The organism is candidate division WOR-3 bacterium, assembly GCA_039802005.1.
Lineage (GTDB): Bacteria > Hydrothermota > Tepidihabitantia > SM23-42 > JAOAFX01 > JAOAFX01.
This window is the reverse complement of sequence record JBDRVV010000029.1, coordinates 16,696-32,175: the sequence shown is the minus strand read 5'-3', so window position 1 is coordinate 32,175 and position 15,480 is coordinate 16,696. Positions and strand designations below refer to the sequence as shown.

Sequence of the window (15,480 nt, the reverse complement as noted above, 5' to 3'; positions counted from 1 at the left end):
GTTTTAGGAGATGCTGGTGGTGATGAGTGGTGGGATTTATTGACGGATAATCGGCAGTTAGTGGCGAGTGGTGTATATGTCTTCCATGTTGATTCCAAGGTTGGTCAACAGACCGGCAAATTTGTAGTAGTACGATAATTGATTCTGCTTGAAATATTTATTGACAGATAAGAAACCATGAATATAATTCTATATGTATCCAATCCTTGTTATAGATGATGATGAATCCGTAAGAAACTTCCTTTTAGCCCTTTTTGAAGAAGAAAATTATACAGTGTTTTCTGCAGTAAATGGTGAACAGGCATGGAAATTATTTACACAGAACTCACCTATGGTGGTAATTCTTGACCAGCGACTGCCTGATATCAAGGGCATTGACCTTCTGAAAAAAATGAAAGAATATGATCCTGATGCAAATGTCATAATCATAACCGGTTATGGAGAGATTAAAGATGCAGTCAAGGCAATGGAAATTGGTGCAATAAACTATCTCTTGAAACCGCTCGACGCCCAGGAATTGCGGATCATTGTAAAACAGATTCAACAAAATCTTACAATAAAGAAAGAGCGCGACCTTTATCGTGATAAACTGCAGGTTTTGATAAGGGGAAAATTAACACCTTTAATATACAAATCAAAAAAGATGGATGAAATTCTGAGTCAGGTGAAAGAGGTGGCTAAAACAAACTCAACTGTTTTGTTAGAAGGTGAAAGCGGAACCGGGAAAGGACTTCTCGCCCTTTATATCCATCAGATAAGTAATCGCAATGATGGACCATTTGTAGATATTGATTGCACAACCATACCTGAAAATCTTCTTGAATCTGAGTTATTTGGTTATGAACCCGGTGCATTCACCGATGCCCGGAGAAGAAAAGAAGGCTTGGTTGAACTTGCCCATAGCGGAACATTATTTCTCGACGAAATCAGCAGTATGCCAATGCTGCTTCAGGGTAAATTGTTGAAGGTTATTGAAGAAAAGAGATTCAGAAAATTAGGTGGCAAAAAAGATATTATGGTAGATGTGCGAATAATAGTGGCAACAAATGAAAATCTTGAAGAAATGGTAAACAAGGGCTTATTTAGAAAAGACTTATTCTTTAGAATAAATACCTTTCCCATCCATCTGCCAGCCCTGCGCGAAAGAAAAGAAGATATCGTTCCCCTTGTTGAACACTTTTTAAGAGAAATTGCGAAGGAATACCATAAGGATATTCAAGGGATAACAGAAGAGGCAATGGAAATTCTGAAAAATTATGAATGGCCAGGAAATATCAGGGAATTAAGGAACACAATTGAAAAGGCAATAATCATTACTCGTGATAAATTTATAAAACCTGAAGATATAACCCTGAAATTCATTGAACCGCCAAAAATTGAACAGTCGTCTACTTTAAATTATAATGAGGCAATTAATAAACTTGAGAGCGAACTTGTGAAGAAGGCACTTTCCCAGACCCAGGGTAATCAAACCCGGGCTGCAGAATTAATTGGTGTATCAAGAAATTTTTTGATCCGATTAATGAAAAAACATAATATCAATCCTTTTGAATTCAAAGTTTGATATTGACTTCAATTTTAATCAGAATATAATCTTGAGAAAGGAGTTGATATGGCAACATTTATTCTTGCAACAAAATTATCACCGGAGCTTACCAAGGATTTAAAAAAGAGGGCAGAAATTGGCAGACAATGGATGGAGCGGGTAAAAAAGGATTGTCCTGATGTTAAATTCCTTGCCCATTATGCGCTATTGGGACCTTATGATTTCTTAGATATATATGAAGCCCCCGATGAAGAAACTGCAGCAAAGGTTTCAATGATCAGCCTTTCTGGTGGTGCTGTATCAGCCGAATCATGGACAGCAATACCATACAAGAGATTTATTGAATTGATAAAAGACCTTTAGAGATAAATGGAAGAATATATCTGTGTTCTGAGGTGCAAAGGAGGGATTAACGCAAAAGATTCATTTGTCTATAAAGGACCTAAAGATTGCTGGTTAAATTATACATTGTTTAGAGGGAACAAAGCCTGTGTATATGGCTGTCTTGGAGATGGACACTGCGTTGATATTTGCCCCAAAAAGGCAATTCAAATGAGTAAAAACAGATTACCGGTCATCAACCAGGATCTGTGTGACGGTTGTGGGCTATGTGTGGAAGAATGCCCCAGACATGTTCTTGCATTGGCACCACGTTCCCAGTTGATATATCTCGCCTGTAACTCAAACGATACTGAAGAAAGGGTAAAAAAATTTTGCAAATTTGGTTGCACCGGATGTGGGATTTGCGTAGAAGTCTGCCCTTATGGAGCGATAATATTAAAAGATAATCTTCCTATTATTGATTACCAAAAATGTAATTCCTGCGGAATCTGTTTTCATAAATGTCCATTGAATTGTTTTGTTGACCGTGCCGTGGCAAGACCTTATGGCATTATCTCTTTAAAGTGTGACGGATGTGGCGAATGTATCAAAGTATGTCAGTTCAAGGCAATAGATGGAATGCCGGGGCAAAGGCACACAATAGATAAATCCAAATGTATAGGATGCGGAAGATGTTTTGAAGTCTGTCCAATAAAGGCTATAACAATGGCTGGTGCCCTCGGATATACAAACGCTGCATAAAATTAAAAAGGAAAACAAAATGATAATAGAATATGCTAATTCCGCTCTTAAAAGCGCCGATATTGTCATTATCGGCTTCCCTTATGACCGCACATCATCCTTTGTTCCGGGCTCCAGGTTTGGACCGCGGTACATAAGGATGTGCACAGAAAATATTGAGTGGTTCTCACCTTATCAGAATCGATCAGTTGAATCTGTAAAGATTGCGGACCTTGATGATTATGAATTTGAGACTGATGACCAGTTAAAAGAAATGGAAGAAAAGGCATTTGAATTGTATAAAAAGGGTAAAAGGGTGATATTCCTGGGTGGCGAGCATACCGTATCATTTCCAATAGTGAAAGGCATAAATAGGGTTATCAAGAAATTTTCAATCATCCATTTTGACGCCCACGCTGATTTAAGAGATAATTATCATGGAGAGAAATTCAGCCATGCAGCAGCAATGCGCAGGGCAGGAGATATTATCGGGTTAAATAACATCTATCAATTCGGCATTCGTTCCGGTACAGAAGATGAATTTTATTTGAATAAAAATCTCTTTAGATTTGAAGCATTGAAACCTTTAAAAAAGATTCTCAAAAAGATCCCCGACCCTATTTATATAACAATAGATGTGGATGTTATTGACCCTTCACAGGTTCCCGCCGTCGCAACACCTGAACCTAATGGAATAACCATTAAGGAGCTGATAGATTCCCTGCTACTTTTAAAAAATAGAAAGATAATTGGTGCGGATATAGTGGAATACAATCCCCTTGCTAGTTCCCCCTACGCATCTGGTTCGGCAGTTGCGGTTATTTTGAGGGAGTTAATTTTGATAATGAGTAAATAGAAGTTCAAGGGAGAAATTATGTTTGTCCTTTTATTTATCATACTTAATCAAAATTTTTCTGATTTTGAAAATAAACAGGTCTTTTACCCTGAATCAGTCTTTGCCGAATCAACACATTCATATAATGTCCTCCACTATTTGATAAATTTGCATCTGCCCATGAATTCTCGCTATCTTTCAGGTGCGGTTACTGTTGCAATGCGCAGCAATCTGAATAATTTAAATCAGATAGACCTATATTTATCAGGATTGAGCGTTGATTCAATAAAGGTGGATGGTATTTCAGCTACTTATGCGCACATTGCTGACACAATTTTTGTAAACTTACCCCATTCTTACAATCTTGGTGATTCATTCAGCGTTATGGTTGGATATAGCGGGACCGGGACAGGTAATATGGGCTATCTATTCTATCAAAACCTTCATCCAATTTCTTATACCCTGGGCTGTCCATTTGCGGAGAAGAAATGGTTTCCCTGTTATGACCGATTGTGGGACAAGGCTGATTATGGAGTAGAATTTTATATTACCGTGCCCGACTCTTTTACTGTCTGTGCCACGGGGGAATATCTCGGTAAGACCGTATCCCAGGGTTATGCTACATATCACTGGAAACATAATTATCCAATTTCACCCTATTTGATACATTTTGCCTCAAGCATATATAAGACATATTCTGACTGGTTTTATCCTGCCCCAGGTGAAAGTATTGAGATAAAATATTATCTCTGGCCCGAAGATACAATCTATGCACCAACTGCATTCTCTCTGACGACCGATATGATTTATTTTTACGATTCTCTATTTGGTGACTACCCGTTTGAACGATATGGTATGAATGTCGTGAGTCCGTTTTATTACGGTGGAATGGAACACCAGACGATGAGCACAATCCACCGGCAATGGATTATAAACAATGATTATTATGGAATGGCGCACGAACTCTCCCATCAGTGGTGGGGTGATATGATAACCTGTTTTGGCTGGCAGAATGTCTGGCTCAATGAAGGATTTGCCACATATTGTGATGCACTCTATCTTGAACGCCGAGAAGGACATCAGGCATTCATAAATACTATGATTAGTAGACTAACCAGTTATTTTGGTGCAGAAAATGTAAACCCCCACCCTATTTACAATCCACCGTCAAATCTAATCTTTTCGTGGGGACACAGTTATTGTAAAGGATCCTGGGTCTTACATATGATTCGTTATCTCTGTGGCAGTGATAGTATGTGGCTTGAGTTGCTATCAACATATCGCGACTCCTTTGCCTATAAGAATGCCTCAACCGATGACCTGAATCGTATAATGAATCAAGTATTGGGTAATAACTATGACTGGTTCTTTAATGAATTTGTCTATGGAATGGGTTATCCTTATTACCGAGTAACCTGGAACAAAATCTATGAATCACCAAACTGGCGTTTGACGCTTGATATCACCCAGATCCAGACAATCGGTCCCGCAGTCTTTCATAATCCCCTGCCGGTTGGAATACATTTCTTAAGTAGTGACACAATAATAACCCTCCAGATAAATCAATCACCCCAACATTTTGAATTTCTCGTAAATCAAGAACCAGTATCAATCGTTGTTGACCCTGAACGCTGGATAATTCAGCAAAATATCGTTACCGGAATAGATGAACAGAAACATGAATCACTATCAGAGAGAATAAATATTCCAACTATTATGCGCAAAATAAATCTTGAATTTAAACAACCGAAGGAGATTGAAATATATGATGCGAGTGGCAGACTCGTATTTAAAAACAATACTGAAAAATTAAAATTTGAACCCACAGCATCAGGTGTTTATTACATAAAGTCGGCTCATACTTTAAGAAAGGTAATCGTAATAAAATAAAAAAGGGGAGCAGACGCTCCCCTTTTAACTGAATATCCAGTTTATGCTGCTGGTCTTGCCAGTTTGAAATAGTGCTTTACCTTCCATCCTTCGCTCAAAAGAATAAAATAGCCATCATATCCGTTTGGGTCGGGTTGGGCAAAGAATTCATAGCGGACAAAGATTGTCTGATCAAACTTTGCCCAGTTGTCTTCGGTAGTACCAGCACCATCATCACCAAATTTGAATTGGGCTGATAGTCTAATATCTGAAGAAGTTGTTATGTTTATCAATGCTGCTTCTGTGACCGTGCTATTATCAAATTCATAGCGATACCAGGTAGAATTCCAGTTCCATTTCAAATCACCAGTCACATGGGTTGTATCAGGAATGCCGACCACTGCGCGGAACCATATATTTCTATTATCAGCAAGCAATCCTATGTCCATCTTTATGATTGTATCATTGGCATGCGCGGAATCCCAGATATCAGGGGTAAACATAAGATAAAGATGTCCCGAGTCAATAGTAACCCCCTGGCTGTCAACCGGAAATTTTATAACAAACCTGTAGTAAAGATCCGCCCACTCCTCAGGCACATTATATGCTGCCGGACCTTCCCATAATGGTGGTGCACATAGATAACTACTACTGTAGGCATCAACATCAGTCATCATTCCAAGCATGGTAAGACCCTGGATTAGATTGTTTGCCTGGTAAAGTTCATCCTCATCTACCTTTTTACCACAGCCTACAAAAAACACCAGCAACACAGCAAACCACACAATAACGAGTTTTGGCTTCATATTACCTCCTTTTTTGCCAAATAACTACTTCTAAAAACCTTATATGCAAAATCTGTGCCAGATTTGTATAAAAAAACTCCTGAAAAACAAAGGTTTTTGTTATCATTTTTCACAACAAATTTTACAAAAGTATAATATATTGCACAAAAATATAACTAAATATACCCCTGTCGGGTTCAAAATATACCCGACAGGGGTATAGTCATTTAGCCAGTTATCTTACAAGAACTGCCTTCCTGGTCAATGGTTCTGTTCCAGTATCAAGGGTTACAAAATAAATACCCGCAGAAACCGATTTCCCATTTTGGTCTTTGCCGTTCCAGCGGACCGTATATGTACCTGGTTCCTGATATTTGTTAACAATGGTTTTCACAACCTTTCCGGTTATATCATAAACAACCAGTTTAATTTTTTCTGCGTTTGTGACGGTGTATTTTATGGTTGCGCCATTTCCAGTGATAAAGTTAGGTTGTAGCTCTAATTTGGGTACAATGGATTTATTTGAACTTTCTTTTATGCCATATTGAGGTAGAGGAATGACTTTAAGCCTTATCATAAAATCACCACCACTCGTTGGATTTCCCCACTGGTTATTTTGATATATCCACATATTCTGCTGGTAATTCAATGCCGGGTCCATCAAACAACTGACTGTGTCTGTTCCAATCGGTGGTCCAATTATAAACCCAACTACCGCACCAGGCACTACCCGAATATTGGCATTGGTTATCTCTTCACTGTACCAATCATATCCTGGGGATTGGAGATTGGGTTTTGTATAAATCAATGATCCGGGCGCTCCGCCAGTACCGATCGCATAAACCTTTAAATCAAAATATCCTGCCCTGCTGAAGAAAAATTTTACTTCGTGGAGAAGCCCACTGTCAATGCCTGCTGGAGCAAAATCAAATCTCACGAACATTCCCGAACCAATACTCAATCCACCCGGTATCCAGTACGGCTGTCCATCATCGTAAAATAGTGTAATTGCACTTGTTACTTCAAAATTATATGTCTGGGTATTGGCGCCATTACCTGCATTATCAACCGCTCTTATGTAATAGTAGATATCGGTATGATAGTGCTGTGGTGGTATGGTTGTCTCATAGATATCGGTTCCGACTTCCTGCATTGTCAGTTGATTCCAGGGACCATTCTCAATGCGATAGTTTAGAATCACTGAATCGGGATTAACTCCGCTACCCGGGTCAGTTATCGTCGCCGTTACGATATAACCATTTGTTGTATCCGGTGTATCCTCAAGTGGTGCGTGTTCAATCGTAGGTGGCTGGAGGTCTGCAGAGGGGGTAGATGCTACTCTGATATCATCAATAAAGCAACCCTGCCCACCATCAAGTGCATCATAGGCAAATACAAAACGAATCTTGATTTGGTTTCCAGGTGCGGCATAGCCGAGTGCCATAAGATTGAGTGAGGCGACATCAACCCAGTTTGGTCTTGTATCATAACAATATGCCCATGCATTTCCTAATAGACCTGTGTTAGCAAGACGCTGGTCATAGGTGGGGATTAAATGTCCTAAATGAGATGCATCAACCTGTGTCCAGGTTGAGCCATTGTTTGTTGTAATTTGCAGAATGAATCCATCAAAGTTTGTTGCATTACCTTCAAAATCACCCCAGTAAGAGAATGATACAAAGAGTGAATCCCAACCAGTTAAATCGATTGTTGGTGATTCAAGACAAACGCCATTACCAGGATTTTGACCCGGTGAAGGATAGAGCGCAACATCATTGCTCGGGTGTCCAGGATAACGATAACCAGAATGTGCTGGTGCCTGTGGTCCATAATTATTAGTTGTATCCCTCATACCAAAAGTCAGCATCTGGACACTACCCGGATAGCCGTATGTGGTCCAGGGTGCAAGATCTGCCCTTTCAAAACTATCAACAAATTCCTGTCGTGCTGCAAATACAACGGACTCATTTTTTTCAACAGATTGGATCTGATTATTTTTTGTTTCTGCGTTTTTGGTTGAGCTGATTCCATATAAAGAATAAGGTAGTGTAAGCAAAAGTGCTATAACCAAAAACCGAAGACTTATCTTAGTGCCTTTCATTAATCCTCCTTTCTTTTTAAAAGTCTTCCCCAGTTCCCAATGGCCCTGGTAGCGAAATCCACATAATAATTATATTTAATATTTCTGTCCTGTCAATGATAAAATTGGGTTTAATTAAAAAAGAGGTAAACCAGTTAAAGATGATACACTTTCCCGAACTTTTTCTTTGACCTTATTCTGGGCATCGTTGAATGCCGCAATTATCAAATCCTGGAGCATATTGATATCTTTTTCTTCAATGATCTGCGGTTCAATCTTTACTGAAAGCACATTATGTTCCCCGTCCATTTCAATACGCACCATCCCTCCACCTGCACTACCTTCAACCCTTATCTTTTTTAATTCTTCTTGCAATTTTTCCTGTAATTTTAACGCCTGTTTAAAAATATCCTTCATTCTTTATACCGATTAATACAGGATGATATCCATTTATCTAACTTCTTCTCCATCAAACATTGATATTATCGTATCTGTTAGATCATTGGATTTCTTCTGTGGCTCAACAATATTTATTTTCAAAATTACATCCTGCCCGATAATACTTTTCAATGCCTCAATTAATAATTTTTGATGTGCCGTCAACTCTTTATGCTGGAAATCATTATTTACAATTATTTCAACATTATTCTCATTTATCTTTAATTCCGTTTGATAGATTATTGCAGAAATTTTCGGGCTTTTTTTGCTAAGATACGCAATCAATTTTTCTTTACTGGTCAAAACCTTCTGCGCCTGGAATATATCCTGGTTGTTTTTTATTGACTGAATCTTATTGTTTGTTTGTGAATTCAAGATAAACTGGGCAAAAAGCAATTCAAGCGCAATCCTTGGATTTATTGATCTTTTTATGACATCCTCGGATCTCAGACTGGTTTCAATTAAATTTATAATTCGTGCCTGATCCAGATTTATACTTTTCAAAAGATTGAGCTCTTCGGGCGATGATTCAATCAGTTCATAATCAATTCCAATATGGGCAAGTAAGGTCTTTCTAAAATAACCCACCAATCCTTTATAGATCTCAAGAACATCCGCCCCTTCTTCAATGCCTTTATTCAACAATAAAATCATTCCTGCAAGGTCATTCTGGACGATTTTATTCATCAATTCAATATAAAAGTCAACACTCAGAAAGCCAATGAGTTTAAATACATCCTCCTCGGTTATCTTACCTTCAGAGAAAGAAGTCAATTGTTCAAGAATGCTTTCGCCATCGCGGATACTACCATCAGCCCTCAGGGCAAGATAGTATAATGCCTTATCAGTTATTTCAATTCCTTCCATTTGAGCAATTTTCTTTAACCGCTGACTGATTTCAGTAATGGAAAGGCGCTTAAATGTAAAACGCTGGCATCTTGAAACAATCGTTGCGGGTACCTTCGCGGGGTTTGTTGTTGCAAGTATAAAAACAACACTCGGTGGTGGTTCTTCAAGCGTTTTTAATAAAGCATTGAACGCCTCAGGTGTAAGCATATGGACTTCATCAATGATATAAATTTTGTACTTACCATGAAGCGGGGCGTATTTGATGCTTTCCCGTAGATTTCTTATTTCATCAATACCACGATTTGATGCACCATCAATTTCTATAACATCAATGCTTCTACTCGTTGCTATCTCTTTACAGGATGGACACTCCTGACAGGGATTAACTGTCGGACCATTTATGCAATTCAAACTCTTGGCAAATATCCTGGCGGTGGTTGTTTTTCCAACACCCCTCGGTCCGGCAAATAGAAATGCATGACCTATCGCACCACTGTTGATTGCGCCTTTAAGAGAAAGGACAATATGATCCTGTCCTGTCAGTTCATCAAAATTTTGAGGACGATATTTTAATGAAAAAACCCTGTGCGCCATAATTATTGGTATCTGGCTAAATAATTAAATGATTGAAAAACTTCTTCAATTCCTATTTTCCGTTATCTAATCATTTTTCCCTATTATCCGGTCGTGCAACCCTAATTCGCCGGCCATTCCAGGAACAGCAGGGTAAAGAACTCAGCCCAGGCTCCCTTATGACCAGCCCATTTCTACTTACCGTTGCTTCCTTCCGGACCTGGCGGGGTTTGTAGACGGTGCTTTCATAAGACCCGAGCGTCAACGCCCTTTGATCCATGCTGTTGCCCCTGAAATCACCTGCTCCATAGGGCATTCACCCCGCATAAGCGGATTTCGGGTCATCCGCCATTCTGATGGCGGAGTCAGGGCACCGCTAGCTCCCCGTTTAGCACGACCGGAATTACCTTCTGAAATCTGTTTTCTCAAAAAGAAATTCCTGGGGTTTTATACCACAGGTTCCAATACCATTTCTTACCAGATAAGTCTGGAATCCTTCTATTGCCTTTAGATCAACCTCTGCGAGTCTCTGGAAATCAGGCATTCTTATGCTTGCAAGGAATGTAGGATCTGATGGCCAGTCATTATTCCTCACAAGAACTTGCTTTCCAATCTCAGGATGGAGTCGGATATAGCCGAGCACTCCATCAATTACATTTTTTAATCTGAATGAAGCAAGGCGTTCATTCTGGACAAAACTCTTACGCATAACGATCGCAAGATAAGGCATTGAAGGCATAATGTAACGATTAACCAATCCTTCATCAAGAACAGTATCACCTGAAAACAACAGATAACTTCGGTAAGGTTCAAGAATGAAAATTGCATCCACCTTTTTTGTTGATAGTGCAGTTGGCAATTCTTCAACGCTTAAAGGAACCCTGGTATATTTCGTGAGTTTTTCAATCGCAAAGTTTGGCGCAATTAGATCAAATATATAGGAATCATCATTGAGATAACCTATCTTCTTTCCATTTAGGTCCTTAAGAAACTTCATTTTCGTACCCTTTGGAATTATGACTGCATCTGCAATTCCCTTGAATGTGATTGTTCCCACTGCCTTTACAGTATCGCCATTTATACTCGGTGAGATTAAAAGTTTATACCATGGAACCGCACAAACATCGTAATTTCCATTTTTTATTCCCTCAAGTGGGTCACCTTTGATATCCACAAATTCAGGTGCAATTTTCTCAAGTTGAAAATATCTTCGCGTGGTATCAATTTGCGCAACATAAAAAGCAATTCCACCAAAGGATTTATCAACACCAATACGAATTTTGACAGGCTGTGCTTCTTTATACTGGGGATACCCGACAACGAATAAAAGCGCAACTAAACCAAAGAAGATCAGGATATTAAGAATTGCCTCTGTCGTCTTTGTGCTCATTTTTTCTCCTTTGATATCTTATCTGCCTTTTGCAGGTATTCCCAGGATTTTTTTGTATTACCTATTTCACGATAGGCATATGCAAGGTTTGTCAAAACTTCAATATTGTTGGGTTCCAGAGGCAGTGCTTTTTCTTCATAAATTTCAATCGCCTTTTTATAATTCTTCTCCTGGGAATAAGACACACCGATATAAAACCAGGCAGGGAAATCATCGGGTTTTACTTCTACAAGTTTTTCTAAATATTTTCTCGCTTCAGACCACTTACCCAATCTAATCAGAAGCTCACCGAGGAAATAAAGGGCATCTACGTCTTCGGGCATAAATTCTGCAGACTTCGCGAGATTTCTCAGTGCAAGCGTATCATTTCTTGTATTAAGATAAACAACACCGGTAAGATAATATGCCCTACCCAACCCTTCGTTTTCCTTTACAAATTTTTCCACATTTTTTTCATGGGCTGACAAACCATCATCATATCCGAGTTTTACTTTAATGAACTGGTCTAACGCATCTTTTTTACCTTCCTTCCACAATTTTACCAGTTCGGCGCCAAGATTTTGATTGAATTCTACATTTTTAAACAACAAATTTTTATACTTGGTATACTCTTTTTCAAATGTTTTTATAGAATTATTTAAGTAAAAAAGACAGGAGTCGTATTTCTGTTGATCAAAATAAACCCTGGCAATGAAATAACTTGCTTCAGCATTTTCCTTATCAAATTCAAGAACCCTTTGGTATACGGACATTGCTTTTTCTTTTTCACCCATTTCCACATACATATTTCCTTCAAGTATATACTGGCTCGCATTTTCTGGGTCAAGTCTCTGGGCGAATTTCAAGTTTACAAGTGCCTCATCATAATTTCTGTCTAAAAATGCCTTGTAAGCAGTGCTATAAAATATCTGCCAGTATGCAGATACATTATTACCATTTTCATCAGTTTTCAACCATTTTATAGTTGCCAACGAATCTTTTTTGAAACCGGCCTGAAAGGCCTTGCTTGCTTCCGGATAATTGCCTAAACCAAGTTCTGCCTTACCCAAGAGGCAATATGCCTCATAATCGTCCGGTGCGATTTTTATTCCTTCCAATGCCTGTTTTTTTGCATTTTCATAATCCTGCTGCCCAATATAAATCTTACACGCATTTTTCCATGTAGGTGGACATCCTAAAAATAATAAAACCACCACCGGTAATATAATAGTAATTGCTTTTTTCATTATTTGCCTCCTTCAAGGTTATTCTATATAAAAAAAATTCAAAGTCAATAGTAAACTTCACTCTTGATTTTTTAAAATTTATGTATATATTTAAATTAATGGACGGAATAATTGGCAGAGCCTGGGCAGAAATTTATCTTGATCGGCTCGCAAATAATTTTAGATTGGTAAAAAAAACCGTTGGCAACAAAAAAATAATGGCAGCGATTAAAGCCGATGCCTATGGTCATGGTGCAGTTGAAATCGCAAAAACACTCCAGAAACTCGGCGTTGATATGTTTGGTGTTGCAAGTATTGAAGAAGGGATTGAGTTGAGATTCGCGGGAATCAAAACAAAGATAGTGATATTGAGTCCCATTATGGATGAACAGATTGATGAATGTATAGAATATAATCTCATTCCAACAATTTCAGAACTTGCATTCTTTGAAAGATTGAACAGAAAACTAATGCATTACAAAAAGCCGATATTGGTGCATATTGAAGTTGATACCGGAATGACGCGCACAGGATTTCCTTATGATAAAACCATTGATGCATTAAAAAAAATTTTGAGTTCACCTTATATAAAGATAGAAGGCATATTCTCCCATTTTCCCATGGCAGATACAGACGGGGCATTTTCCAGGGAACAGATTAAAAAATTTTCATACCTGCTTGCGCGTCTCAATACAATGCATATAAGACCAAAATTCATTCACCTTGCAAATTCTTCTGGTATATTTCGCTATCCACAATCCCATTTTAATCTGGTCAGACCGGGAATCTCTCTTTATGGTTTAAGATCTTCCCCTGAGGTTAACTACAAAGCTCATTTTAAACCGGTGATGAGTTTGAAGTCAAGGATTGTTAACATCCATACTGTCCCCAGAGGTACCCCAATAAGTTATGGTCATACCTACCGCACAAATAGAAAGAGCCGTATAGCAACCTTGAGTGTTGGTTATGGAGATGGTTATCCCAGGATGTTATCAAACAATGCGGAGGTTCTTTGTCATGGTAAGAGGGCAAAGATCGTTGGAACAATATGTATGGATTTGATGATGATTGATGTGACCGATATCCCACAGGCAAAATTAAGAGATGTTGTCACACTCATTGGCAGGGATGGCAAAGAAGAAATAAGGGCTGAAGAGGTGGCGCAAAAGTGCAATACAATAGTTTACGAAATAACCTCGGGTATTGGTCCAAGGGTTGCCAGGGTTTTTAAAAATAAAGATAAAATAGTGAGCATAAGGAATTTGTTAGGAAGATGGCAGAATCATATAAACCTAAGTAGTTGTAAAAAATATAGAAAAGGAGGTTAGTATGAAGCGATTGGCTTTGCTTCTGGTCTTTGTCTCCATATTTGCCCAGGAGACAACCCATACGGTAAAACCCGGTGATACACTCTGGGATATTGCTGGGTTTTACTATCAAAATCCGTTCTTATGGCCCTATATATGGCGGGCAAATCTCACCAAGATTGAAGATCCACACTGGATATATCCTGATCAGGTCTTTGTCATTCCACCCTCTCCTGAAGAATCATTAGGGATGGTTCCCGCGCCCGAAACACCAACCGAGGTTGCACCCGAGGTAGTGCCTGAAACATATACATATATTCCAGCACCAAGTAAGAAAACCGCGGAGATTGTCTCAATGGTGAAGCCCGAGGAAAGAATATTTAGTGAAGACCTCATTCACCGTGCAGGTTTTATATTGACTGAAGAACTACCTTACTGGGGTAAGATAACGGGAACCGAGCCTTCAGGCGAGGTTAATATCTCAGCATATAAAACAATTTACATTGACCGTTCAGCAGATGTGAAAAAGGGCGACATCCTCACAATTTACCGTCCAGGCAAAAACATTAACCATCCAAAGACAGGTGCATTTTTAGGTAAAGAGATTATCGTTTTGGGAAGGGCAGAAGTTGAGGAGGTCGGGCAAGGAGGTTCAAGGTGCAAGGTGATCGATTCCTATGACATCATTAGAAAAGGTGATTTCTTAACACCTTATCAACCCCAGCTTGCTCCAGAGAATGTCACGCTTGTGCCTGCCACTCAAACACTTGAAGGTTATGTCGTAGAGGTGAAGACATATCACACATACTCAACCCCACCCCATATTTTTGTATATCTTGATTTCGGTGAGAATTCGGGTGTTGCAGTAGGTGATATTTTTGATATCTATCAGGAAAGGGTTGTTGGCGGAAAGAAAATGCCCGATTTCACAGTCGCCAAAGTTCAGGTGGTTAGCATCTTTGAAAGGGCATGTGTAGGCCTTCTCAGATGGGAAGAAAAAATACCCGTGATAAAACGCGGTGAGAAATGTCGTCTGGTTATGGAGGCACGATGAAAGAGAAGGAGGCATTAAGCCAGGTCTACCTTTTCCGGGAATTGACCCCGAGTGAAATGGATATACTTATTTCTATCTCAAAAGAAAAGCGGGTAAAGAAAAATGAAGTGATCTTCAAAGAAGGAGACATTGGTGATGCCTTTTATTTGATTGTCTCGGGTAGTGTCAGGATTTCTACAATTGTTCCCGGTGTAGGTGAAGAGGCATTGACGATACTGCGCGAAGGAGAATATTTTGGTGAAATGGCTTTGATTGATGATGCCCCGCGTTCCGCATCAGCGATTGCCAATGATGATACAATTCTATTGGTAATTGGAAAAGACGATTTTCGCAGACTCCTTGCCAAGGATACAGGCATTGCATATAAACTTCTTTGGGTTTTTACCCGCACCCTTTCAGCACGGTTGAGGAAAACTGACGAACAGTTAAAAAGTATCTTTTCTATAGCGAAGACTTTTTAATCAAAGGGGTGATAAAAGGTAGATAC

14 protein-coding genes and 1 other RNA gene are annotated in these 15,480 nt (G+C 39.0%); 8 read left to right on the top strand and 7 right to left on the bottom strand.

Annotation, left to right across the window (positions count from 1 at the left end):
- The first annotated feature begins 193 nt into the window (after window positions 1–193).
- The 5 genes from ABIL69_09360 to ABIL69_09340 are packed head-to-tail and all read left to right on the top strand — an operon-like array spanning window position 194 to window position 5,333.
- Window positions 194–1,564 carry a sigma-54 dependent transcriptional regulator gene (locus tag ABIL69_09360; GenBank protein MEO0124190.1) on the top strand — a complete coding sequence of 457 codons (1,371 nt, stop codon included), beginning with the start codon at window positions 194–196 and terminating at the stop codon, window positions 1,562–1,564.
- Between the two features lie 48 nt (window positions 1,565–1,612).
- Window positions 1,613–1,909, top strand: coding sequence for a GYD domain-containing protein (locus tag ABIL69_09355; GenBank protein ID MEO0124189.1), 297 nt, complete (start codon window positions 1,613–1,615; stop codon window positions 1,907–1,909).
- 6 nt (window positions 1,910–1,915) lie between these two features.
- Window positions 1,916–2,629, top strand: coding sequence for a 4Fe-4S binding protein (locus ABIL69_09350; protein ID MEO0124188.1), 714 nt, complete (start codon window positions 1,916–1,918; stop codon window positions 2,627–2,629).
- A 19-nt stretch (window positions 2,630–2,648) separates the two neighbouring features.
- Window positions 2,649–3,464: an agmatinase gene (speB, locus tag ABIL69_09345; protein ID MEO0124187.1), complete on the top strand. Its 816-nt coding sequence runs from the start codon at window positions 2,649–2,651 to the stop codon at window positions 3,462–3,464.
- Window positions 3,465–3,482: 18 nt separating this feature from the next.
- A complete protein-coding gene (locus ABIL69_09340) occupies window positions 3,483–5,333 on the top strand; it encodes a M1 family aminopeptidase (GenBank protein MEO0124186.1) in 1,851 nt (616 codons plus the stop codon).
- A gap of 41 nt (window positions 5,334–5,374) precedes the next feature.
- On the opposite strand, the gene ABIL69_09335 is transcribed toward ABIL69_09340, so the two are convergent.
- From ABIL69_09335 to ABIL69_09305, 7 genes are all read right to left on the bottom strand, one after another.
- Window positions 5,375–6,118 (bottom strand): hypothetical protein, encoded by a 744-nt coding sequence (locus tag ABIL69_09335; protein MEO0124185.1) that lies wholly within the window; start codon window positions 6,116–6,118, stop codon window positions 5,375–5,377.
- Between the two features lie 214 nt (window positions 6,119–6,332).
- The gene (locus ABIL69_09330; protein MEO0124184.1) at window positions 6,333–8,198 is read right to left on the bottom strand and encodes a FlgD immunoglobulin-like domain containing protein; all 1,866 of its coding nucleotides are present in this window, start codon (window positions 8,196–8,198) and stop codon (window positions 6,333–6,335) included.
- A 114-nt stretch (window positions 8,199–8,312) separates the two neighbouring features.
- Entirely contained in the window at window positions 8,313–8,594 is a 282-nt protein-coding gene (locus tag ABIL69_09325) for a YbaB/EbfC family nucleoid-associated protein (GenBank protein ID MEO0124183.1), read from the bottom strand.
- Window positions 8,595–8,627: 33 nt separating this feature from the next.
- Window positions 8,628–10,058 (bottom strand): DNA polymerase III subunit gamma/tau, encoded by a 1,431-nt coding sequence (gene dnaX, locus ABIL69_09320; protein ID MEO0124182.1) that lies wholly within the window; start codon window positions 10,056–10,058, stop codon window positions 8,628–8,630.
- A gap of 91 nt (window positions 10,059–10,149) precedes the next feature.
- Window positions 10,150–10,434: signal recognition particle sRNA large type (ffs, locus tag ABIL69_09315), an RNA gene on the bottom strand.
- Window positions 10,435–10,440: 6 nt separating this feature from the next.
- Window positions 10,441–11,427 carry an ABC transporter substrate-binding protein gene (locus ABIL69_09310; protein MEO0124181.1) on the bottom strand — a complete coding sequence of 329 codons (987 nt, stop codon included), beginning with the start codon at window positions 11,425–11,427 and terminating at the stop codon, window positions 10,441–10,443.
- Window positions 11,424–12,653 (bottom strand): tetratricopeptide repeat protein, encoded by a 1,230-nt coding sequence (locus tag ABIL69_09305; GenBank protein MEO0124180.1) that lies wholly within the window; start codon window positions 12,651–12,653, stop codon window positions 11,424–11,426. The genes ABIL69_09310 and ABIL69_09305 overlap by 4 nt, the downstream gene beginning before the upstream one ends.
- 98 nt (window positions 12,654–12,751) lie before the next feature.
- Here ABIL69_09305 and alr point away from each other — a divergent pair, with 98 nt between their 5' ends.
- The 3 genes from alr to ABIL69_09290 are packed head-to-tail and all read left to right on the top strand — an operon-like array spanning window position 12,752 to window position 15,454.
- Complete coding sequence (alr, locus tag ABIL69_09300) at window positions 12,752–13,960, top strand: alanine racemase (protein MEO0124179.1); 1,209 nt, start codon at window positions 12,752–12,754, stop codon at window positions 13,958–13,960.
- 1 nt (window position 13,961) lies between these two features.
- Entirely contained in the window at window positions 13,962–14,993 is a 1,032-nt protein-coding gene (locus ABIL69_09295; protein MEO0124178.1) for a LysM peptidoglycan-binding domain-containing protein, read from the top strand.
- Window positions 14,990–15,454 (top strand): cyclic nucleotide-binding domain-containing protein, encoded by a 465-nt coding sequence (locus tag ABIL69_09290; protein ID MEO0124177.1) that lies wholly within the window; start codon window positions 14,990–14,992, stop codon window positions 15,452–15,454. The genes ABIL69_09295 and ABIL69_09290 overlap by 4 nt, the downstream gene beginning before the upstream one ends.
- Window positions 15,455–15,480 lie beyond the last annotated feature (26 nt).

Bases quoted from the DNA above. Each gene is read 5' to 3' on its own strand.
- ABIL69_09360 (MEO0124190.1), top strand. From the start codon at position 194: ATGTATCCAATCCTTGTTATAGATGATGATGAATCCGTAAGAAACTTC.
- ABIL69_09355 (MEO0124189.1), top strand. From the start codon at position 1,613: ATGGCAACATTTATTCTTGCAACAAAATTATCACCGGAGCTTACCAAG.
- ABIL69_09350 (MEO0124188.1), top strand. From the start codon at position 1,916: ATGGAAGAATATATCTGTGTTCTGAGGTGCAAAGGAGGGATTAACGCA.
- speB (MEO0124187.1), top strand. From the start codon at position 2,649: ATGATAATAGAATATGCTAATTCCGCTCTTAAAAGCGCCGATATTGTC.
- ABIL69_09340 (MEO0124186.1), top strand. From the start codon at position 3,483: ATGTTTGTCCTTTTATTTATCATACTTAATCAAAATTTTTCTGATTTT.
- ABIL69_09335 (MEO0124185.1), bottom strand. From the start codon at position 6,118: ATGAAGCCAAAACTCGTTATTGTGTGGTTTGCTGTGTTGCTGGTGTTT.
- ABIL69_09330 (MEO0124184.1), bottom strand. From the start codon at position 8,198: ATGAAAGGCACTAAGATAAGTCTTCGGTTTTTGGTTATAGCACTTTTG.
- ABIL69_09325 (MEO0124183.1), bottom strand. From the start codon at position 8,594: ATGAAGGATATTTTTAAACAGGCGTTAAAATTACAGGAAAAATTGCAA.
- dnaX (MEO0124182.1), bottom strand. From the start codon at position 10,058: ATGGCGCACAGGGTTTTTTCATTAAAATATCGTCCTCAAAATTTTGAT.
- ABIL69_09310 (MEO0124181.1), bottom strand. From the start codon at position 11,427: ATGAGCACAAAGACGACAGAGGCAATTCTTAATATCCTGATCTTCTTT.
- ABIL69_09305 (MEO0124180.1), bottom strand. From the start codon at position 12,653: ATGAAAAAAGCAATTACTATTATATTACCGGTGGTGGTTTTATTATTT.
- alr (MEO0124179.1), top strand. From the start codon at position 12,752: ATGGACGGAATAATTGGCAGAGCCTGGGCAGAAATTTATCTTGATCGG.
- ABIL69_09295 (MEO0124178.1), top strand. From the start codon at position 13,962: ATGAAGCGATTGGCTTTGCTTCTGGTCTTTGTCTCCATATTTGCCCAG.
- ABIL69_09290 (MEO0124177.1), top strand. From the start codon at position 14,990: ATGAAAGAGAAGGAGGCATTAAGCCAGGTCTACCTTTTCCGGGAATTG.